This is a genomic window from Nocardia sp. NPDC059229 (genome assembly GCF_042754165.1).
Lineage (GTDB): Bacteria > Actinomycetota > Actinomycetes > Mycobacteriales > Mycobacteriaceae > Nocardia.
The window spans coordinates 39403-60721 of the sequence record NZ_JBHZAK010000021.1 but is presented as its reverse complement, the minus strand read 5'-3'; the positions used below and the strand labels follow the sequence as shown (position 1 = coordinate 60721).

The following is a 21319-nucleotide window of genomic DNA, read 5'->3' as shown; positions in this document are numbered from 1 at the left end:
TCGTGGAGTTGATGCAGCGGTTGGAGAGCTGCAAGAGGAAGCTGTCGGCACTGGATTCACGGCTGATCATCGAGGCGATGGATCGGTCGCTGCCGGACCGCAGCGGGGCCGGTGATCCGGTGCCGTTTCTGCGGCAGACGCTGGGGTTGTCGCGGTATGACGCGTCGGTGCGGGTGAAGATCACCAGGCAGTGCGGGGAGTTCCGGCAGCTCACGGGGCATCTGCGGCCGCCGGTGTTGGCGGTGGCGGCGGAAGCCTATGAGGCGGGAGATATTTCACGCGATCACGTGCGGAACATCGTGGAGGTTATGACGCATCTGCCCAAGGAGATCGATGCGGGCACCCGCGACGCGACCGAGCGGATTCTCGTCGAGTATTCCCGCGAAGGCTGGCCGGACGATCTGCCGAGGATCGGGCGGGAGATCCTGGCCCGGGTCGACCCGGATGGGACGCTGACCAGCGATGCCGATCGGAAGCGGCGGCGCGGGATCGTGGTGTGCCGTCCGGGCGTGAATGGCATGTCCTGGATCGAGGGGTGGATCACTCCCGAGCTGCGGGCCTTGCTGGATGCGGTGCTGGCCAAATTCGGACGGCCGGGCATGTGCAATATCCAGGACGCTGAAAGCCCCACTGCCGGTGTCGGATCCATCGACACCGATGTGCTGGAGGCCGCGGCGCGCCGCGACCGTCGTGACTCGGCGCAGCGTACTCACGATGCGCTGTTCGCGTTGTTGCAGCCGGGTGTGGCCCCGGGCAAGCTCGGCTCCCACCGGGGTTTGCCGGTGGAGGCGATCATCACGATGAGCCTGGCCGATCTCGAGCGTGGGGCGGGGGTGGCCACCACCGCGTCGGGTGGGCACGTCTCGATCAATGAGGCGTTGAAGCTGGCCGGGGGCACGAAGCCGGTGCTGGTGGTGCTCGATGGTGAGGGAATGCCCTTGTACCTGGGACGGTCTCGCCGACTGGCCAGCCCGGCTCAGCGGCTCGCGCTCATTGCTCGTGATCGGGGATGCACTCGTCCGGGGTGTGATGCGCCTGCCTCGATGTGCGCGGCGCACCACATCGTCGACTGGGCTGATGGTGGACTCACCGACCTGAACAACCTTGCTCTGGCTTGCGACCACTGCCATGCGTTGGTCAATGACAGCGTCGATGGTTGGAAAACTGTTGTGATGGGCAAGGATTCGCCGTATCGCGGGCGGTGCGGGTGGATTGCGCCCAAGAGGATTGATCCTTCGGGCACTGCTCGGGTCAATCAGAGACATCACGTTGGGGAGTTGGTCGCCAGCTCCATCGTTTCCAGTTGCTCGAGGTGGGGTCCTCGGGTTGCATGACACCCGGCTGCTCGTGTCCTGCTGGCGTGCGCAGGGAAGCGGGAAGTGTGGTTGCGTTGCGTGCCCTACCGGACTTGGGCTGACGCCCGGTTGGGAGCCGTGACGTATTTTCCGGCCCACGGACTGCACGTATCGCCTTTTAGAGACAACCCACGAAGAGAATCCGAATCGCTCGTCTGCGGTCGAGTCCGAATCGCTCGTCTCCGGTGAGTCGAGTCGGGATCGTTCGTCTGCTGTGGGTGGAGTCCTGGCCGTGGTTCGTCGTGGGTGGAATCTGAACCGGTTGTCGGCGAGGGTGGGGGTGGGCTTTAGGCTGCAGGGACTATGGCCCTGAACGCGACTCTCTACAACGTGAATGTGCAGTTGGCTGATGTGGATCGGGGGGTCTACGAGGAGTTGGAGTTGCGGATTGCGCGGCATCCTTCCGAGACCGGGGAGTACATGGTGACTCGGATCCTGGCCTATTGCTTGGAGTATGAAGAGGGAATCGCGTTCAGTGATGGTGGGGTCTCTTCCACCGATGAGCCGCCGGTTCTCATCCGCGACCTCACCGGCCGCCTCACCACCTGGATCGACGTGGGCGCCCCGGACGCCGACCGCATCCACCGCGCCAGCAAACTGGCCGACCGTGTAGCCATTTACACCCACCGGGACCCCGCCAAGGTCCTCGCCCAACTCGCCGGCAAACGCATCCACCAGGCCGACCAGATTCCTCTCTACGCCTTCGACCGTTCCTTCATCGACGCCGCCACCGCTCTCCTCGACCGCCGCAACACCCTCACCCTCTCGGTCACGGACCGCCACCTCTACCTGGACCTGAACGGCACCTCCCTCTCGACCCCCATCGAAGAACACTCCCTCGCCTGACCCCTGCCGACAGGCCGAGCGACCCGAATTCCACCCCGGGTTTCATGCGACCCGAGCACGCCACCTCAGGCAAACTGGCAACCACGATGCGTCGAACCCGTCCCCGCCCAGCGATCGCAGCCCTGGCCGTCATAGCCCTGGCTGTGGCCGGCTGCGCTCAGAAGCACTCCGAGCCTCCGGTGGAACAGCCCACGTACACCGGTCCGGCCAATCAGCTCATCACCGTCACCGCCGATTCCCCCACTGCCACCACAGCCACTCTTACCGCCTGGGATCGCGATGGCACACAATGGGTTCGAGCGATCGGCCCCCTGCACGCCGACGTGGGCGCGCAAGGCATCGGCGCCACCAGCGAATCGGCCACCCGCTCCCCGGCCGGAATCTGGACGCTGACAGAGGCTTTCGGCATCTCTCCCAGCAACGGCACCAGGCTCCCGTATCGCCGAGTGACAACATCGGATTGGTGGGTCTCCGATACCAAATCGCCGTTCTACAACACCCACTACACCTGCGCCCCCGGCACCTGCCCGTTCGATGAATCCGCGGGTGAGGACCTGGGCACGGCCGGTCCCGCCTACGATCACGCCGTCGTCATCGACTACAACCGCTCCCCGGTCGTCGCCGGCGCGGGTTCGGCGTACTTCCTCCATGTCGGAGACGGCACCCCGACCGCGGGCTGCGTAGCGCTTCCAGGCGCGGATCTGGACCGCGTGATGCGCTGGCTGAACCCCGCCCAGGGCCCGGTCATCGACATCGAGGTCCACGATCGCCCGGCGAACCCCTGATTCGGCGAAACCTCTGTGCAGGTTCTCACAATGTCGCAAATGCGACCGAAGTGGCTTTGACGTGCGCAAATGCGGAATCATGGCGGTGCCATTCGGTATTTCCCCCGCCTGACCGGTAGCAATCGGAGTGATGTGCATCAGCTATCAGCTCGCATACCTGGGATGGCCAGATGTTTCGTTCAACTAAGGTTCGGGTATTCGACCTAGTCGAACGCGATCACCGCAGCTCGGTGATTGTCCGCTGGACGTGTTCGCGGCGTCCTTCGGACGAAAGGATATGGATGATGGGCGCGAGCCTGATGATCGTGGGGGACGACTACCGGGTCCGCAGCGCCCTGCGGGCGGCGATGGAAGGGGAGGGCTACGAGGTCGCCGAGGCAGGCGCGGCCGAGGTGGCCCTGGAGCGCCTGCGCAATCACGGCGCGCCGGATGTGATGATCGTGGACCTGCTGGTGGGCGAGATGGATGCCTTCACGTGCATTCGCGAGGTGCGGCGCGCCCACGAGGTGCCGATCATGGTGGTCAGCGCGAGCGCGGACACCCATGATGTGGTCGCGGCGCTGGAGGCGGGCGCCGATGACTTCGTGACCAAGCCCTTCGAGCTCAAGGAGATCAGCGCGCGCATGCGGGCGCTGCGGCGGCGGCCGCACCTGGGCGGGCTGCCGGAGGATCCGGCGGCCGAGCCGCCGGTGGAGATCGTCCTGGACGCCGATGATGATGCGCCGCTGGTGCTTTCACCGGACGGCGGCGTGGTGCGCCGGGGCGAGGAGCAGATTCCGTTGACCATCACCGAGTTTCGCCTGCTGTGTGAACTCGCGGCGAATCCCGGCCGGGTGCTCAGCCGCACCCTGCTGCTCGAACGAGCTTGGGACGAAGGCTTCTTCGGTGACGAGCGGCTGGTCGACGTCCATGTGCGCCGGCTGCGCACGAAGATCGAGACGGACCCGTCGGAGCCGCGCATCGTGGTGACCGTGCGCGGTCTCGGATATCGCCTCGATATGCCGCGATAGGCGTATTCGCGGGTGTGTGAGGCCCGCGGAGTCATGGGATCGTCATGAGATCGCAATGAGTTCGCATGGAAGACCTCAAAACTTCACCGTCAGGCTGAAGTGGTCATGCAGATCCAAATCAGCAAATTTGACGCGATATCCCAGCAAACCATCCAGATCCGGGAGCCCGTGCTCGCCGACGGCGCACCAATGTGGCGCATTGCGGAGGACTCCCGGGTCCTCGACACCAACTCCAGCTATGCCTATCTGCTGTGGTGCCGCGATTTCGCGGATACCTCGATCGTCGCTGAAATAGACGGCGAGATAGCCGGATTCGTCATCGGCTACACCAGGCCCGCATGGCCGCACATCCTGTTCGTCTGGCAGGTGGCGGTCGATCAGCCCCATCGTGGGCACGGCCTGGGCGTCGACATGCTCGACGCGCTGCTGGAAAGTGCCGCGGCGCGCGGAGTCACGCAGCTCGAGACCACCATTGCCCCCGACAATCCGGCCTCGGTCGCCATGTTCGCCTCGCTGGCCCGCCGTCGTGGCGCGGCCCTGACCCGCACCACATTGTTCACGGCGGATCAGTTTCCCGGCGGGCATCAGCCCGAGGACCTGTACCGCATCGCACCGGTCACCACTCAGGAGGAATGGCGATGACTAGCCCCGATATGACGGTTTTCGCGGATCTCGAGTCGAATGTGCGCGGCTACTGCCGTTCCTGGCCGACGGTCTTCGACACCGCGTCCGGCGCCTGGCTCCGCGACGAGTCCGGCCGGGAGTACCTGGATTTCTTCGCCGGCGCGGGCGCGCTCAACTACGGCCACAACAACCCCGTGCTGAAGCAGTCGCTGCTCGAGTACATCGCAGGCGACGGCCTCACCCACGGGCTCGACATGTCCACCGTCGCCAAGCGAGATCTGCTGCAGTCGCTGCGCGACCGGATCCTGAAGCCGCGCGGCCTGGACTACAAGGTGCAGTTCCCCGGACCCACCGGCGCGAACGCGGTGGAGGCCGCGCTCAAACTGGCCCGCAAGGTGACCGGCCGCACCGAGATCCTCAACTTCACCAACGCTTTTCACGGTATGACGCTGGGCGCCCTGTCGGTCACCGGCAATGCCGCCAAGCGGGCAGGTGCGGGTGTGCCGCTGCAGCACGCCACCTCGATGCCCTTCGACGGGTATCTGTCCGGCGCGGACGACGATTCGTTCGAATGGATGGAGCGCGTCCTCGACGATGCCTCCTCCGGCCTGGACAGCCCGGCCGCCGTGATCGTCGAAACCGTCCAGGGCGAGGGCGGAGTCAATCTCGCGAGCGTGCAGTGGTTGCGCAAGCTGGCCGGATTGTGTTCCGCCCGTGAGATTCTGCTGATCGTCGACGATGTGCAGATGGGCTGCGGCCGCACCGGACCGTTCTTCTCCTTCGAAATGGCCGGTATCACACCGGATATCGTCACGCTGTCCAAGTCGATCGGCGGCTACGGCCTGCCGATGGCGCTGGTGCTGTTCAAGCCGGAACTGGACCTGTGGAAGCCGGGCGAGCACAACGGCACCTTCCGCGGCAACAACCCGGCCTTCGTCACCGCCCGTGCGGCGCTGGAGCACTACTGGGCCGACGACGCCCTGGAGGCTGCCACCCGGGCCAAGGGTGAGCGCATCGACCGTGCCCTGACGGGCATGTCCGCGGCCTTCGACGGTGTCGGCGCGCGCGGGCGTGGTCTGGTGCACGGCCTGGTCTTCGACGACGCCTCGCAGGCGGAGAAGGTATGTGCCGCCGCCTTCCAGCGCGGGCTGCTGGTGGAGACCTCCGGTCCCGAGGACGAGGTGGTGAAACTGCTTCCGCCGCTGACCATTACCGACTACGAGCTCGATCACGGCCTGGAGCTGCTGGCCGCCTCGCTGGATGCCGTCAGCGGCGGGCGGGGGCGCTGACATGATCGTGCGCACCACCGCCGAGATCACCGGCACCGATCGGGATGTCGCGGGCCCGGGCTGGCGCAGCAAGCGCATCGTGCTCGGCGGCGACCGGGTCGGGTTCTCGTTCCACGAGACCACCATCGACGCCGAGACCGTCCACGAATTCCATTACCAGCACCACATCGAGGCCGTCTGGCTGGTCGAGGGCGAGGGCACCCTGGTCGATCTCGACCACGGCACCACCTACGAGCTGGGCCCCGGCTCGATGTACCTGCTGAACGGCCATGAACGGCACCGCCTCTTCGCCCGCACCCGGATGCGCATGCTCTGCGTGTTCAATCCGCCGGTGACCGGGCAGGAGGTGCACGACGAGCACGGTGTGTACCCGCTCGTCGCCGTCGACTAGGAGTTTCGAATGACTGTGTCCGACAACGGAAGAATCGATCGCTATCGCACCCGCACGGTGGTCGGCACCCCGCCGATCGAGCGTGACGACCCGACGGTGTGGGGTGAGATCGGCAGCCATGCCCTCGCCGATTTCGACGACAATGGCTACGCCGTGATCGACAGCCTGCTCGATCCGTACGAGGTCGGTGAGGTGGCGGCCGAAATCCAGCGGCTGACCGGCGATCCCGACCTCGTGCTGGACGAGCGCGTGATCATCGAGCGCGAGTCGCACCGGGTGCGCTCCCTGTTCGAGGTGCACCGGCTCAGCGCCATGATCGCGGATCTGGTGCGCGAGGAGCGGATTGCCGGTCTGGCGCGCGAGATTCTCGGCTCCGAGGTCTATCTGCATCAGACCCGGGTGAACTACATGCCCGGGTTCACCGGCACCGGCTTCTACTGGCACTCCGACTTCGAGACCTGGCACGCCGAGGACGGCATGCCGACGCCGCGGGCGGTGAGCCTGTCGATCGCGCTGTCGGACAACTACCCGTTCAACGGCAGCCTCATGGTCATGCCGGGCTCGCATCGCACCTTCGTCCCCTGTCAGGGTGAGACGCCGGCCGATCATCACCGGGTTTCCCTGCGCGGTCAGGAGATCGGCGTCCCGTCGCAGGCGGCCATCACGGATCTGGCCGGGAAGCACGGCATTACGCAGTTCACGGGGCGGGCGGGTTCGGCGTTGCTGTTCGACTCGAATCTCATGCACGGGTCGGCGGGCAATATCACGCCGTTCCCGCGTTCGAATCTGTTCCTGGTGTTCAACAGTGTCGAGAACACGCTGCTCGATCCCTATGCCGCGCCGCATCCGCGGCCGGAGTACCTCGCGAGCCGGGACTTCACGCCCCTGGTGTGATCGGGGAGTTGTCGAGGGTTCGTCTCGTATGCCGATGTCGTTCCATGTGGGTGCGATCACATATTTCTCGGATGTGCTGTCTGAGCTGCTGATATGAGCGAGCTGACTGGCTCGATGAAACGACAATGGTTCATCATGATTGTGTAACGTTGCATCGTACCTCTATGGTTTGACGTGGGTCGAACATCGGGCACGCGCCGGTCGGCCGGCGCGTGCCCGGTCGATTCGGCTGCGTCCGAGGGATTTCCGCGCTCGTCGAATCCCGTGACCACTGAGGAACCTTTGCTGCTGGACAAGATTCGCTGGACCGTAGTCGTTCCCCTGCTCGCGGTGGTGATGCTGGCCGCGGTGTGGGGCCGGGAATTGTCGCTGCTGGCCGACATCCCGGTATTCGCTCTCCTGCTGGCGGCGGTACTGGCCGCGGTGCATCACGCCGAGGTCGTCGCGCATCGCGTCGGCGAGCCGTTCGGCGCGCTGGTGCTGGCCATCGCGGTGACCGTCATCGAGGTCGGACTCATTCTGACGCTGATGGTTTCGGCCGGGGACAAGGCCGCGCCGCTGGCCCGTGACACCGTGTTCGCAGCGGTCATGATCACCTGCAATGGCATCTTCGGAATGGCGTTGCTGGTGGGGGCGTTGCGGCGGCGGGTCGCGGTCTTCAATGCGGAGGGCACGGGTGCGGCGCTGGCCACGGTCGCGACCCTGGCCACGCTGAGCCTGGTGCTACCGACGTTCACGACCAGCGAACCCGGGCCGCACTTCTCGCCCGCCCAGCTGGCCTTCGCGGCCGTCGCCTCACTGGTGCTCTACGGCTGCTTCATCGCCATGCAGACCGTGCGGCACAAGGAGGATTTCCTCCCGGTGGAGCCCGGCACCGACGACGAGGACGAGCACGCGGAGCGGCCGAGCGCGCGCCGCGCGTGGATCAGCGGCGGGCTGCTGATCGCCGCTCTGGTCGGGGTGGTCGGTCTGGCGAAGGCGGTGTCCCCGGCCATCGAATCCGGTGTCGACGCAGCGGGTCTGCCGCGTTCGGCGGTCGGTGTGGTGATCGCAATGCTGGTCCTGCTGCCCGAGGCGCTGGCCGCCGTGCGTGCCGCGCGGGGCGGGCGGGTTCAGGTCGGTCTGAACCTGGCGCTGGGCTCGGCCATGGCCAGCATCGGCCTCACGATTCCGGCCATTGCGGTCGCCTCGATCTGGCTGGACACCCCGCTGCTGCTCGGCCTGGGCGCGACCGAAATGGTGCTGCTGGCAATAACAGTGGTCGTCGGCATGCTCACCGTGGTGCCCGGCCGCGCCACCCTGCTGCAGGGCACGGTGCACCTCTCGCTCTTCGCGGCGTTCGGTTTTCTCGCGGTCGCGCCGTAGGAACGCCTACTCCGCAGTCCCCTCGCCGACCTTGCGCCGGAACCGCCGGCTCCGGCGCTCCTCGCTGTCCGCCGCCTGCTCACCCTCGGGCGCTCGCCGCCGGACGGCCCGCCGCTCCCGCTCCACGGCCTCCTCCAGCAACTGCAACATGGGCACCTCGGCAAGCGCGTCCTTCGTTGCAGCATGATCGACATCGCTGCGTGTGATCAGTCCGGCCGCGATCAACCCCTCCACCGGATTCACCCCGTAGGCCCGCGCCAGTTCGATCACCGTGTCCGCCACCGGCGGATCGGACTCCTCCAAATGCCGCTTGATCCTGGGCCCATTGCTGTCCAGCTTCTCCGCAATGGCCCGGGTACTGGCCCCCCGGGTCACCGCCCGCTTCCAAGCATCGAACGCTTGCCTCATCGCATCACCCTCGGCTCGATCGGCCCGCACGCCAAACCCCGAGCCTATCGAACTCGGTCGATTATGTTCAATCACGCAACACTGGCGTTTCACCCAGGACCGTCCCGCCAGCTGTCCGATAGTCCTGCAGGGGGAGCGGCGGGTGGCACCGTGGGGTGACGCGGGTTGGTGTTCGGGGTTTCTACGTTCGGCGGTGTGAAGACAACAATTCGCGTTGGGGCGGCGTTGGGGCTCGCAGTGGTGGTGTCGTCTGTGCTCGTCGGCTGCCGGTCGGATTCGAGCTCGGGCATCGAGTGGGCCGCGTGTCGGGGGGTGGGGGTCGATTCGCGGCAGGAGTGCGCGACGGTGTCCGTGCCACTCGACTACGAGCATCCGGAGGGGGAGCGGGTTTCCCTTGCGGTGTCGCGGATTCGGAGTGCGCATCCGGAACATCGGCGTGGGGTGTTGCTGCTCGTGCCGGGCGGGCCGGGTAGCAGCGGGCTGAATCTGCCGTCCACCGCAGGACAGATGCTGCCGGAGTCGGTGCGGGACGAGTACGACCTGATCGGGTTCGATCCACGCGGGATCGGAGCCAGCACCGCGGCGAATTGCCATATCGCGCGGCAGGATCTGGCACCGGAGCGGCTGCGGCCGTGGCCGGACGCGGACGGGGGGATCGCGGAGAATGTGGCGATCGAGCGGCGGGTGGCCGAGGCGTGCGTGCGGGATGGGGGTGCGCTGGTGCGGTCGATCGGGACCCGGACCGCGGCGCGGGACATCGACCGGATCCGGGAAGCGCTGGGGGAACAGCGTATCGCGGCGTGGGGAACGTCCTATGGGACGTACGTGCTGTCGGTATACGCCACGCTGTTCGGGGAGCACACGGATCGGATCCTGCTGGACAGCAATGATGATCCGGATCCCGAGCGGGTCGAGCGGACCTGGCTGGGGAATTCCGCTGTGGGGGCGGAGGATCGGTTTCCGGACTTCGCGCGGTGGGCGGCGGCCGAGGGGAATCCGGATCGGGTGGCGGAGACGCCCGAGGCGGTGCGGGACGAGTTCCTCACGCTGGCGGCACGATTGGATCGCGCACCGCTGCCGTGGCCGGGTGCCGAGACCTCGGCGTTGAGCGGCAACGGATTACGGCAGATCCTGCTCGACGGGCTGTACAAGGATCAGCGGTTTCCCTATGTCGCCCAGGTGATCAATGCCGCACTGCGCTCAAACGCTCTGCCTGCCGCGCGGCTCTCCCCGCCGGAGCCGGCGGCCCAGGCGTCGACCGCGGTCATGGTGGCGACCCTGTGCAATGACGTGGCCTGGCCGACGTCCGCGGACGACTACGCAACCGCCGTCGCTGCGGATCGAGCCCGATTCCCGCTCACCGCGGGCATGCCGCGCGGCTTCTCCCCGTGCGCCTTCTGGCCGTATCCGGTCGCGCCGCGCACGGTCGTGACCGCGTCCGGACCCTCGAATGTGCTACTGCTGCAGAATCTCCGGGATCCGGCGACCCCGTACAGCGGCGCGCTGCGCTTGCGGCAGGCATTCGGTGACCGCGCCCGGATGGTGGCGGTCGACGGCGGCGGGCACGGCGTGTATCCCTCGCCGGTCGCCTGCGCGAACGATGCCGTCGAGCGTTTCCTGCGCGACGGCACGCGTCCGGATCAGGACCTCACCTGTCGATGAGGTCGCATCGAATCAGCTTGCGGCAGGGACGGTTCGGTGCCCGCGACGGCCGTAGAGCTCGCGGGCGGCGGCCGGTGTGACCGTTTCGAGCCGGGCCGGGGGCTCCGCTTTCAGGTGCTGTTCGAGGATCTGCCCCGCCATTGGCGCGATGATCGGGGCGGCCATGATCAGACCCGCCTTGTCGAAGAGCGAGAACAGCCAGACCAGGACGCGCGCTGCGGGTCTCACCAGCAGGTCGACAATGCCCGGGCGGTCGAACTGGCCGAGCTTGCGCATCCACTTGGGCAGCGTCGCGATCGAGGCGAACGACAGCAGGCGTGCACCGAGTGCGTACGTCCAGCCCGCGCCGTGGCGCGGCGAGGTGAACAGCAGCTGCCGCATGCCGTCCTGGGCGCGTTCCGAAGTGCACAGGCGCGCACGGACATTCGCGTAGTACTCCTGCACGCCCTCGCGCGTGACCGGCACCTCCTCGGGCTTACAGGTCTGCAGCTCGGCCGCGATCCGGCACTCCTGCCAGTAGCGGGCCTCCTCCTCGGGAGTCAGTCCGGGCCCGAACATTTCGTAGGCCTTGAGTACCGAGTGCCAGCCGGTGATGTGGATCCACAGCTGGGTTTCGGGGGAATTGGCGCTGTAACGCTGCCCGCTGATCGGCTCGATGCCCGTGTTCTCGGCATGCACCGTCATCAGGTGCTCGGAGGCCTGGATGGCCGTGCGGGAATCGCCGATGGCCACGATCAGGAAGTACGCGAAGGTGGCGTCGAGCCGGTGGCGGGGCTCGGAGTAGATCTTGCCGGTGTCGGCCACGGCCGCGGTCAGGAACGGATCGAAGTGCTCGAGGGTCACCGCGCGCTGGAAGCCGATCACCGCGGTGGGTGCGGTCCACACCTTCCAGCTCGGCGAATCCGGGCCGAAGAAGCCGTAGTCATCGCGGCGGAGAGTGGTCGGATCGAAGGTCACTGGGGCTCCTCTGCAGGCTCGATCCCATGGAATACAACGCCACCGTAGCAATTGTGGTCGCTGAATACAACGGGTGCGTAGCTTTAGCCCGGACAGGCGCGTGACCTCGCTATCCGGGATGACAGAATGGGCCGGTGAAGGTGCAGCGGCAGTGAGTAAACCCCGTGTGACGGCAGACCGGCCGCGGCGGCGCTATGCGCCCCGCCTGCCCCCGGACGAGCGCCGGGCCCAGCTGCTCGACGCCGCCTTCGCCGTACTCGAGCAGGCCGAGCTGCACGAGCTGAGCATGGAGGCCGTCGCCGCCGAGGCCGGTGTCGGCAAGCCGGTGCTGTACACGGTCTTCAAGACCCGCGCAGAGCTGGTCGCCGCGCTGCTCGAACGCGAACGCGAGCGCGCCCTCGAACAGGTCGCCGACACCCTGCCCACCGACCTGCTCGGCGCGGACCCGGTCGTCGCCGCCTCCGCCACGGTCGAAGCATTCGTCGATGTGGCCCTGCGTAATCCGACCCGCTGGCGACTGCTGCTCGCGGGCCCGGGCAATGCCCCCGACGAATATCGCGAGGCCATCCGCAGCTCCCGCGCCGGCATCTTCGACCGGGCCGAGGCGCTGGTCCGCATGGGTCTGATCGCCGATCCGCGCTGGGCCGGAATCGATTCCGGCCTGCTGACGAACTCACTGCTGACGATTGCCGAAATGCTCGGCCGCCTGGCCGTCAGCGAACCGGACGCCTACCCCCGCGAGCGCATCAAGGGCTTCGTCCAGGCCATCGTCCACCTACTGATCGGCACCCCCTGACCCTGCCTTGGGAACAAGTCTGGCCGGCCAGAGAATCTGCCGGATATCCCGATCTTCCAGTGCTACGCCAGCTGGGACGAGCTGATTCCGCCGGAGTCCGCGGCGGCCTCGATGATCGATTCCTACTGGAACAACGGAGTCGACCTGCGGTACGCGAAGTTCGCGATCAGCGCCACCGCGCGCTGCTGCCATCGATCGATCGCCGGATCGGACTGCGCTGGTCCGAGACCGGTCTCCGCCATGAGACCTCCCGTGTGTCGCCGTCCGGGGAGTGATGATGGCGAAGTCCGGATCCGAACCCGCGGCGCAACATTGACGCGATCCCTACGGCGACTCGCCGATGTGTGCGTGCGGAACTCGGGCGAGCGGGCCTACTATGCCCGCATGACGGTCGGCACTGACCTGCCCAAACCCGATGCCCTCTTCGATCTCGACGTCTGGCTACATCGTTGGCCGGCCAGTGTGTACGCCACCGAATTGCATTACGGCGTACTGGTTTTCACCGGCTGCGACCAGTTCGATGACCGTGACGTGGAGATCGCTCGGCGGACATATCCGGGGCGGCGCATCCTCATCGACGACACCGGCAAGCTCCAGGTGCATCCGGCGGGGGAGGGCCCGCCGATCTCGATCTTCGATCCCGCTCACCCGTTGCGGTCGGCGCAGTAGTCAACCTCTCCTGGCAGCGTTCCGGTCGTCGCGCCGACCGGAGTCGCTGAGGGCTGCCAAATGGCCCTCTCGTGTCCGGAACGTGACCCTTGCCACAGTCGGTACAGGCGCGTACCGTGCTGATGGTACGCAGATGTACCAGGCTGGGAGATGGCGCATGACCACAGTGACACTGCCCGACGGACCAACCGCGCCGGCCTTCGTGCAGGGCATCGAGATCCTGGCCGGGCGCACCCGGGCCTGGCGTCGCCTGCATCAGCGCTACGGATCGGCGTTCATGGTCGCGATGCCCCGCTTCGGGCCCACACTCGTGCTGTCGGAACCGGCCGAGGTCAAGGCGCTGTTCACCACGCACACCGATCTGGTGGACAACATCGACGCCAACCTCGGCCAATTCCTCGGCCCCGGTTCGCTTTTCGCGCTGCGCGGGGAGGAACACCGCAAGGAGCGCAAGCTGCTCACCCCGCCGTTCCACGGGCGGCGGCTGGCGGTCTACGAATCGCTCATCGAGGAGGAGGCGGTCCGCGAGATGGCCGGCTGGCCGTCGGGGCGCGAGTTCGCGACCATGGACTCGATGATGCGGATCACCCTGAACGTGATCCTGCGCGCGGTCTTCGGCGCGGAAGGCGCGGAATTCGACCAGCTGCGGGCACTGCTCCCGAAACTGGTGCTGGTCGGGTCGGCGCTGGCGGCACTTCCGGTGCCGCGCAGGCTGTTCGGGCGCTTCGGGCCGTGGGCGCGGTTCGCCGCCTACCGCGCGCAGTACGACGAGATCGTCGGACGGCTCATCCGGCGCGCGGCCGCCGAGCCGGAGCTGAGCGAGCGTGACGACGTGCTGGCCATGCTGCTGCAGGCTCGCTATGACGACGGTTCGGCCATGACGCACGGCGAGATCGCCGACGAACTGCTCACCCTGCTCACCGCCGGGCACGAGACCACCGCCACCTCGCTGGCCTGGACAGTCGAACGGCTGCGGCGGCATCCGGACATCCTGCGCCGCCTGGTCGAGGAGAACGACGCGGGCGGGTCCGCGCTGCGCGAGGCGGCACTGCTGGAGACCCAGCGGGTACGGCCGGTCATCGACGCCACCGCGCGCAAGGTGCGGACCGACTCGCTGCAACTGGGCCGGTGGACGCTGGCGCGCGGGCAGCACGTGCTCGTGAGCATCCGGCTCATGCACGACAATCCGGAATTGTTCACCAACCCACGGGATTTCGATCCGGATCGGTTCGTCGGCGCCCGGCCGGGGACCTTCAGCTGGATTCCGTTCGGCGGTGGCGCGCGCCGGTGCATCGGGGCGGCCTTCGCCACCATGGAGATGAACGTGGTGCTGCGGGTGCTGTTGCGGGACTTCACACTCGAGACCACCGACGCGCCCGATGAGCGCGCGCACTTCCGCGGTGTCGCACTGGTTCCGGCGAAGAAGGGGCGGGCCGTCGTGTATCGGCGGGCACCGCGGCCGCCGGCGGTCGAGGCCGTCGAAACCAGCGTGGAGCGTGGCGCCGAGGTGACCGCATGAGCGAGCGGGTGGCCGAGGTCGGGCGGGGGATCACCCTCACCTACGAGCGGGAGGGATCCGGCGTGCCGCTGCTGCTGATCGCCGGGCTCGGGCAGCAGAAACACGAATGGCACGACGGGCTGATCGCGCAGCTGGTGGTGCGCGGATACGACGTGGTGCGGTTCGACAATCGCGATGTGGGGACCTCCACGCACGCCGGGTTCCGGCCGCCGGGCGGGCTGGCGATGGCCCGCAAGCGCTGGGATCCACAGCAATACGATCTCGGGGACATGGCCCTCGACACCGTCGGGCTGCTCGACACCCTCGGCTGGCGGTCCGCGCACGTGGTCGGCATGTCGATGGGCGGGATGATCGCGCAGACCGTCGCGGCCCGCTATCCGGCTCGGGTGTCCTCGCTGACGTCGATCTTCTCGACCACCGGTGCGGCGCGCGTGGGGCGGCCCGCGCTGTCCACCTGGGCGCGTATGTTCCGCAAGCCCGCCGGGACCCGCGAGGAGCACCTGGACCGCGCGGTCGGCATGTACCGGCACATCGGCTCGGCGGGATATCCGTTCGACGAGGCCAGGATTCGCGCGACCGCGGGGACCACCTGGGACCGTGATCCGCGCCCGGCGGCGGGTGTGGGACGCCAGCTCGCCGGAATCATGAAGTCGGGCGACCGGACCGCCGAGGTGCGGACGATCACCGCGCCGACCCTCGTCCTGCACGGCGACCGCGACCGCATGGTGAACCCGACGGGCGGCAAGGTCACCGCCGCGGCGATCCGCGGCGCGCGCCTGCACACCCTCCCCGGCATGGGTCACGATCTGCCCGCCGCACTCTGGCCCACCTTCGCCGACCTCATCGACTCGCACGTCCGCACCGCCGAATCCAGGAGTTCCGATGCCCCGAACCTCTAGGCCCCTGTCCGGCCACCCGGTCATGATCACCGGCGCGGCCTCCGGAATCGGGCGGGGACTGGCCCAATTGCTGTCTCGCCGTGGGTCGCCGGTGGCCATCGCGGATATCGATGCCGAGGGTCTGAAGCAGACGGCGGCCTCCCTCAGCGGGCCGGTGCTGACCCGCGTGCTGGATGTGCGCGACGCGGCCGATCAGCTGGCCTTCGCCGACGAGGTGCGCGAGTGGCTGCTCGCGCCCCTGGCGGCGGTGTTCAACAATGCCGGGGTGGCGGTGTCCTCCTCGGTGCTCGACAGTGTGCCCGCGGACGACGAATGGTTGCGGCAGATCAACTTCGACGGGGTGGTGAACGGCACACGGGCGTTCCTGCCGATCCTGGTCGAGCAGGGCAGCGGCGCCATCGTCAACACCTCCAGCGTGTACGGGCTGGCGGGGATGCCGTATCAGAGTGCTTACTGCGCAGCGAAATTCGCGGTGCGCGGGTTCACCGACGCACTGCGGCAGGAACTTCGGGGCACGGGCGTCTCGGCGGTGACCGTGCATCCCGGCGGCATCCGGACCAATATCGCCCGCAACGGCCGCGTGCGCAAGGATCCCGAGGGCAGGGGCCGCACCCACGAGCAGATGGCCGCCGAATTCGAGGCCATGACCATGACCACGCCGGAGCAGGCGGCCGAAATCATCTGCCGCGGAGTCGAACGCGGCAAGGCGCGCGTTCTCGTCGGGCCCGACGCCTACCTGTTCGACACGCTGGCGCGAGTGACCCCGACACACTACTTCGACGTGCTGTCGGTCGTGATGGGCCTGGTACGCGCCCGGGCCGCGAAGGGAGCGAAGCAATGACCGAACACGTGGACGTGCTGATCGTCGGGGCCGGGCTGTCGGGCATCGGGGCGGCACATCATCTCCAGGACGCGTTCCCGGGACGCAGCTACGCCATTCTCGAGGCGCGCGAGGCCATGGGCGGGACCTGGGATCTGTTCCGGTATCCCGGGGTGCGGTCGGACTCGGATATGCACACCCTGGGGTATCGGTTCCGGCCGTGGGTGGCGGCGGAGGCCATCGCGGACGGGCCCGCCATTCTCGGCTACATTCGCCAGACGGCCGCCGACGCGGGGATCGATCGGCGAATTCGCTACGGGCACCGGGTGACCGGGGCCTCGTGGTCGTCGGAGGATGCGCGCTGGACCGTCGGGTTCGAGCACGACGGGATGACCTCGACCATCACCTGCGACTTCCTCTACCTGTGCAGCGGCTACTACCGCTACGACGAGGGCTACACCCCCGAGTTCGCCGGCATCGGCGACTTCCGCGGACAGATCGTGCACCCGCAGCACTGGCCCGCCGAACTCGATTACGCCGGAAAGCGTGTCGTGGTGATCGGCAGCGGGGCGACCGCGGTCACGCTGGTGCCGGCCATGGCCGAGAACGCGGGGCACGTGACCATGCTGCAGCGGTCGCCGACCTACATCATGTCCGCGCCCAGCGTGGACGCCATCGCCACCAAGCTGCGCGGGTGGTTCGGGACCCGGCGGGCCTACGCCATCACCCGGTGGAAGAACGTCGCCGTCGGGACGCTGATCTATCAGCTCAGCCAACGGCGGCCGCAGATGATGCGCAAGTTCTTCCGGGACCTGACCATCAAGCAGCTGCCCGAGGGCTATGACGTGGACACGCATTTCAACCCGGCCTACAACCCGTGGGATCAGCGGCTGTGCCTGGTCCCGGACGGGGACCTGTTCCGGGCCATCCGCGACGGGCGGGCCTCGGTGGTGACCGATCGCATCGAGCGGTTCACCGCGGACGGGGTGAAGCTGGAATCCGGCGCGGAACTGTCCGCCGACATCGTGGTGACCGCCACCGGGCTGGACCTGCTGGCCCTCGGCGGTATCGGGCTCACCGTCGACGGCCGCGAGATCCAGCCGCCGGACACCATGGCCTACAAGGGCATGATGCTCAGCGGCGTGCCCAACTTCGCCTTCACCATCGGGTACACCAATGCGTCCTGGACGCTCAAGGCCGACCTGGTCGCGGAATTCGTGTGCCGGTTGTTGCGGCACATGGACATTCAAGGATACTCCCAGGCCACGCCGTGGCCGGATCCGGCGGTGACCACCGCGCCGCTGATGGACTTCCAGGCCGGCTACGTGCTGCGGTCCATGGACCGCTTCCCCAAGGCCGGATCGCGCGCGCCGTGGCGGCTGGGCATGAACTATGCCCAGGATGTGATCACTCTGCGGCACGGGCGAATCGAGGACGGGACCATCCGATTCGGCCGCCGCCCGGCTCATACCGTCGCCGCGTCCGAACGCGGTCCCGAACAGGTCACCGCCTGACCGGGGTGTGAGGTGACACCGCCGCCTGACCGGGTGCGAGCTGTACCGCCGCGAACACACCGACATGCCGCGATGCTCACCGAGATCGGAGAAACTAGGCTGATGCTCGTGACCGACGTCGACACCGCCGACACCGCAACCAGCGCCGAACCCGCCACCGACTCCGGGTTCCGGCGGCGGCTGCTGGATGCCATGGCCGACGCGGTCCGCGAGCGCGGCTATCGGGATACCACCGTCGCCGATGTGGTCCGCCTCGCGCGGACCTCGCGGCGGACCTTCTACGAGCACTTCGTCGACAAGCAGGACTGCTTCGTCGCCATGCTCACCGAACGCAACAACGACACCGTCCAGCAGATCTACGCGGCCGTGGACCCGACCGCGCCCTGGGACACCCAGATCCATCAGGCGATCGAGGCGTGGATCGGGGCCTCCCGTGACGACACCTGCATCACCCTGGCCTGGATCCGCGACACCCCGGCGCTGGGGGAGCGGGCGCGGCAACTGCACCGGGACGCCGCGGAATCGTTCATCACGCTGATCCAGGACCTCACCGCCACATCGGAATTCCAGGCGGCCGGACTGCATCCGCCGACCCGGCAGATGGCGACCATCCTCTACGGCGGGTTCCGGGAGCTCATCGCCTCCACCGTGGAGGACGGGCGCGACATCACCGAAATCATCGATGTGGCAGTCGAAACCGCGCTCGCGCTGGTCGGGCCGCGGTATCAGGGATAGCCGTCAGTCGCCCTTGGGGCGGGCGCGGACGTGAGCCCGCTCGCCCTGTTTGCCGAAGAGACTGAGGAATTCGACCGGCCCGTCGTCCGCCGCGCCGAACCAGTGCGGTTCCCGGGTGTCGAATTCGGCGGCCTCGCCCGGGTGCAGGATCAGGTCGTGCGCGCCGAGGATCATCCGGAGCCGGCCGTTGAGGACGTAGAGCCACTCGTAGCCCTCGTGGGTCTGCGGATTGGGTTCGGTGCGACCGGATTTCGGGCCCAGCACGATCTTGAAGGCCTGGATGCCGCCGACGCGGCGGGTCAGCGGCAGCATCTGCATGCCGCCCCGGTTGATCGGGCGCATGTGCACGCGCGGGTCGCCGGTGAGCGGGGCGTTCACCAGTTCGTCGAGGGTCACATTGTGGGCACGGGCCAGGGGGAGCAGCTGCTCCAGGGTGGGGCGGCGCGCGCCGGACTCCAGGCGGGACAGCGTGCTCACCGAGATGCCGGTCTCGGCGGACAGCTCCGCTAGCGTGGTCTCGCGCTGTTTGCGCAGCTCACGCAGCCGTAGTCCCACCCCTTCCAGGGCTCTGTCGATATCGTCGGTCATAACCTCAGTTTGCCATATCGGCAAACAAGGTTGCCAGGATCGCGGCATGGTCCGCATGGTCGTAGGCAGGAGGTGGTCATCAATGACCGATCAGCTGAACAGCAGCTATGACGTGGTGGTGGTCGGCGGCGGCGCGGCCGGACTGAACGGGGCACTCATGCTCGCCCGAGCCCGGCGCTCGGTGGTCGTGATCGACGCGGGCAGCCCGCGCAACGCGCCCGCGGACAGGGTGCACGGATTGTTCGCCCGCGAAGGCGTGCCGCCGGCAGAGCTGCTGGCGCGGGGGCGCGAAGAGGTGCGCGGCTATGGCGGACACGTGGTTCCGGGCAAAGTGACCGGAATCGTCAGGGACGGAGAGGAATTCGTCGTCACCCTGGCCGACGGGCGGTCCGTCCGCGCCCGCCGCCTGCTGGTGACCTCCGGCCTGGTCGACGAACTCCCCGATATCCCGGGCCTGCGCGAGCGCTGGGGCCGCGATGTCATCCACTGCCCGTACTGCCACGGCTGGGAGGTCCGGGACCGCCCGATCGGCGTCCTCGGCCTGGGCCCCATGGGAATTCACCTCGCCCTCCTCTTCCGCCAGTGGAGCGACGATGTCGTCTACTTCGCCCACACCAACACCCCTCCCACCGAGGAGGAGTCGGAACAGCTGGCGGCCAGAGGAATTCGCGTCGTCACCGGCGAGGTCGCCGCCGTAGAGATCGCCGCCGACCGAATCTCCGGCGTCCGCCTCGCCGACGACACCATCATCCCCCGCGAGATCCTGGCCGCCCCCACCCGCATGGTCGCCCGTACCGCCTTCCTGGCCGATCTAGGCCTGACCCCCACCTCCCACCCCACCGGCGCAGGCGAATGCATCCCCGCCGACCCCACCGGCCGCACCGAAACCCCCGGAGTCTGGGCCGCAGGCAACGTCACCGACATCTCGGCTCAGGTAGGCAACTCCGCCGCCGCCGGCGCCATGGCCGGCGCCCACATCAACGCCGACCTGATAACCGAAGAAACCCGTTTGGCAGTGGAAGCCCACCGCGCCCTAGCCACCGCCTGACCAGCCGGCCGGACCGGCCCACGCCGGTCCGGCCTACTGAGCGTGGGGAATCGGCCCGTTCACCCCGCGAACAATCTGCATGGACAGTGCAATTTGTTAGGGTGATGGCGAACCGACGGCTGTCGCCCACAGGAGGGTAGAGATGGCGGACCTGACCCCACGTGTCGCGGCCTGGCAGCGATCGGGCACCTTCGAACAGGTCGGACGCCACCGGATCTTCGTCCGTGAACGAGCAGGCTCCCCGGACCTGCCGCCGCTGGTGCTACTGCACGGCTACCCGTCCAGCTCCTACGACTGGCGGGACGCCTTCGACTCGATCGACGGCCACCGCCTGCTCACCTTCGACTTCCTCGGCTTCGGGCTGTCCGACAAGCCGCGAGATATGCAGTACTCGTTGCGAATTCAAGCCGATATCGCCGAGGAACTCGCGCAGCGGTACGTGGGTGAACCCGTCGTCATGGTGTCCCACGACATGGGCAGCTCGGTCGCCACCGAACTCCTCGCCCGCGACATCGATGGAACATTGTCGTTCACGCTGAAATCGGCTCTGCTGTTCAATGCGAGCCTGGTCCGCGAACAGGCCAGCCTGCTGCTCGGACAGAAACTCCTGCTGAGCCGGCTCGGACCGCTCGTCACCCGAGCGACGAGCGAATTCTCCTTCCGTCGCTCGTTCGGCAGTATCTTCTCCGCGGCGCATCCCCTCACCGCTGAGGAGGCAGCCGACCAGTGGTCGTTGCTGTCCCACAATGACGGTCATCGCATGCTCGACAAACTCATCTACTACAACCACGAACGCGTCACACCCCCGACTTCCACGCGCTGGCACAACGCAATACGCACCTGGCTGGGCGCGCTGGAACTCGGGTGGGCGGGTCTGGATCCCATCTGCACCGAGGCCGTACTGCAAGCAGTTCTGAACCTCAGGCCGAACACGCCGGTAACTCGACTGCCGGATCTGGGTCACTACCCCCAAGTAGAAGACCCCAAGCCCGTATACGAACTCATCCAGCGACACGCGTCGCAAAGCTGAGCGAGCTTCTCAGACCGGTCGGTGGGAACCCGCTTCAGCGTGATGCGCTCGGCTGCAACGAATTACGGGTGAGTGCGTGAGCGAGCCGTTCGAGCCATATCTGGCTCAACCGTTC

Annotated in this window: 22 protein-coding genes; 19 read left to right on the top strand and 3 right to left on the bottom strand. The window is 67.5% G+C overall.

The features are described 5' to 3' along the window. The first annotated feature begins 11 nt into the window (after positions 1-11). The 9 genes from ACFXHE_RS35320 to ACFXHE_RS35280 all read left to right on the top strand — a co-directional run bounded on the left by ACFXHE_RS35320 (position 12) and on the right by ACFXHE_RS35280 (position 8559). Positions 12-1334 carry a DUF222 domain-containing protein gene (locus ACFXHE_RS35320; protein WP_379389059.1) on the top strand — a complete coding sequence of 441 codons (1323 nt, stop codon included), beginning with the start codon at positions 12-14 and terminating at the stop codon, positions 1332-1334. A gap of 324 nt (positions 1335-1658) precedes the next feature. Beyond that, the gene (locus tag ACFXHE_RS35315) at positions 1659-2201 is read left to right on the top strand and encodes a YaeQ family protein (protein WP_379389001.1); all 543 of its coding nucleotides are present in this window, start codon (positions 1659-1661) and stop codon (positions 2199-2201) included. A 179-nt stretch (positions 2202-2380) separates the two neighbouring features. After that, the gene (locus ACFXHE_RS35310; protein ID WP_379389000.1) at positions 2381-2986 is read left to right on the top strand and encodes a L,D-transpeptidase; all 606 of its coding nucleotides are present in this window, start codon (positions 2381-2383) and stop codon (positions 2984-2986) included. Positions 2987-3270: 284 nt separating this feature from the next. After that, positions 3271-3996 (top strand): response regulator transcription factor, encoded by a 726-nt coding sequence (locus tag ACFXHE_RS35305; protein WP_379388999.1) that lies wholly within the window; start codon positions 3271-3273, stop codon positions 3994-3996. Positions 3997-4185: 189 nt separating this feature from the next. Then, positions 4186-4638: a diaminobutyrate acetyltransferase gene (gene ectA / locus ACFXHE_RS35300; RefSeq protein ID WP_379388998.1), complete on the top strand. Its 453-nt coding sequence runs from the start codon at positions 4186-4188 to the stop codon at positions 4636-4638. Then, complete coding sequence (ectB, locus tag ACFXHE_RS35295; RefSeq protein WP_379388997.1) at positions 4635-5909, top strand: diaminobutyrate--2-oxoglutarate transaminase; 1275 nt, start codon at positions 4635-4637, stop codon at positions 5907-5909. The genes ectA and ectB overlap by 4 nt, the downstream gene beginning before the upstream one ends. A 1-nt stretch (position 5910) precedes the next feature. Then, on the top strand, positions 5911-6300 hold the full coding sequence (locus ACFXHE_RS35290; RefSeq protein WP_379388996.1) for an ectoine synthase: 390 nt from the start codon (positions 5911-5913) through the stop codon (positions 6298-6300). A gap of 9 nt (positions 6301-6309) precedes the next feature. Then, complete coding sequence (thpD, locus tag ACFXHE_RS35285; RefSeq protein ID WP_379388995.1) at positions 6310-7194, top strand: ectoine hydroxylase; 885 nt, start codon at positions 6310-6312, stop codon at positions 7192-7194. A gap of 285 nt (positions 7195-7479) precedes the next feature. After that, positions 7480-8559: a calcium:proton antiporter gene (locus tag ACFXHE_RS35280; RefSeq protein WP_379389058.1), complete on the top strand. Its 1080-nt coding sequence runs from the start codon at positions 7480-7482 to the stop codon at positions 8557-8559. 6 nt (positions 8560-8565) lie between these two features. On the opposite strand, the gene ACFXHE_RS35275 is transcribed toward ACFXHE_RS35280, so the two are convergent. Then, on the bottom strand, positions 8566-8967 hold the full coding sequence (locus ACFXHE_RS35275) for a hypothetical protein (RefSeq protein ID WP_379388994.1): 402 nt from the start codon (positions 8965-8967) through the stop codon (positions 8566-8568). A 345-nt stretch (positions 8968-9312) separates the two neighbouring features. Here ACFXHE_RS35275 and ACFXHE_RS35270 point away from each other — a divergent pair, with 345 nt between their 5' ends. Then, the gene (locus tag ACFXHE_RS35270; protein ID WP_379388993.1) at positions 9313-10629 is read left to right on the top strand and encodes an alpha/beta hydrolase; all 1317 of its coding nucleotides are present in this window, start codon (positions 9313-9315) and stop codon (positions 10627-10629) included. A 12-nt stretch (positions 10630-10641) separates the two neighbouring features. On the opposite strand, the gene ACFXHE_RS35265 is transcribed toward ACFXHE_RS35270, so the two are convergent. Next, positions 10642-11586, bottom strand: coding sequence for an oxygenase MpaB family protein (locus ACFXHE_RS35265; protein WP_379388992.1), 945 nt, complete (start codon positions 11584-11586; stop codon positions 10642-10644). Positions 11587-11737: 151 nt separating this feature from the next. Here ACFXHE_RS35265 and ACFXHE_RS35260 point away from each other — a divergent pair, with 151 nt between their 5' ends. The 7 genes from ACFXHE_RS35260 to ACFXHE_RS35230 all read left to right on the top strand — a co-directional run bounded on the left by ACFXHE_RS35260 (position 11738) and on the right by ACFXHE_RS35230 (position 18538). Beyond that, entirely contained in the window at positions 11738-12382 is a 645-nt protein-coding gene (locus tag ACFXHE_RS35260) for a TetR/AcrR family transcriptional regulator (RefSeq protein ID WP_379388991.1), read from the top strand. A gap of 384 nt (positions 12383-12766) precedes the next feature. Continuing rightward, positions 12767-13051, top strand: a complete 285-nt coding sequence (locus ACFXHE_RS35255; protein WP_379388990.1) for a hypothetical protein — start codon at positions 12767-12769, stop codon at positions 13049-13051. A gap of 157 nt (positions 13052-13208) precedes the next feature. Beyond that, a complete protein-coding gene (locus tag ACFXHE_RS35250; RefSeq protein WP_379388989.1) occupies positions 13209-14570 on the top strand; it encodes a cytochrome P450 in 1362 nt (453 codons plus the stop codon). Continuing rightward, the gene (locus ACFXHE_RS35245) at positions 14567-15469 is read left to right on the top strand and encodes an alpha/beta fold hydrolase (RefSeq protein ID WP_379388988.1); all 903 of its coding nucleotides are present in this window, start codon (positions 14567-14569) and stop codon (positions 15467-15469) included. Before ACFXHE_RS35250 ends, ACFXHE_RS35245 begins: the two co-directional genes overlap by 4 nt. Beyond that, positions 15453-16310, top strand: a complete 858-nt coding sequence (locus ACFXHE_RS35240) for an SDR family NAD(P)-dependent oxidoreductase (protein ID WP_379388987.1) — start codon at positions 15453-15455, stop codon at positions 16308-16310. The genes ACFXHE_RS35245 and ACFXHE_RS35240 overlap by 17 nt, the downstream gene beginning before the upstream one ends. After that, positions 16307-17803, top strand: coding sequence for a flavin-containing monooxygenase (locus ACFXHE_RS35235; protein WP_379388986.1), 1497 nt, complete (start codon positions 16307-16309; stop codon positions 17801-17803). The genes ACFXHE_RS35240 and ACFXHE_RS35235 overlap by 4 nt, the downstream gene beginning before the upstream one ends. Positions 17804-17911: 108 nt before the next feature. Continuing rightward, positions 17912-18538 (top strand): TetR/AcrR family transcriptional regulator, encoded by a 627-nt coding sequence (locus tag ACFXHE_RS35230; RefSeq protein WP_379388985.1) that lies wholly within the window; start codon positions 17912-17914, stop codon positions 18536-18538. A 3-nt stretch (positions 18539-18541) separates the two neighbouring features. On the opposite strand, the gene ACFXHE_RS35225 is transcribed toward ACFXHE_RS35230, so the two are convergent. Continuing rightward, the gene (locus tag ACFXHE_RS35225; protein ID WP_379388984.1) at positions 18542-19126 is read right to left on the bottom strand and encodes a helix-turn-helix domain-containing protein; all 585 of its coding nucleotides are present in this window, start codon (positions 19124-19126) and stop codon (positions 18542-18544) included. A gap of 82 nt (positions 19127-19208) precedes the next feature. Here ACFXHE_RS35225 and ACFXHE_RS35220 point away from each other — a divergent pair, with 82 nt between their 5' ends. Next, positions 19209-20174 (top strand): NAD(P)/FAD-dependent oxidoreductase, encoded by a 966-nt coding sequence (locus ACFXHE_RS35220; RefSeq protein ID WP_379388983.1) that lies wholly within the window; start codon positions 19209-19211, stop codon positions 20172-20174. A 142-nt stretch (positions 20175-20316) separates the two neighbouring features. After that, on the top strand, positions 20317-21204 hold the full coding sequence (locus tag ACFXHE_RS35215) for an alpha/beta fold hydrolase (protein WP_379388982.1): 888 nt from the start codon (positions 20317-20319) through the stop codon (positions 21202-21204). Positions 21205-21319: the final 115 nt, after the last annotated feature.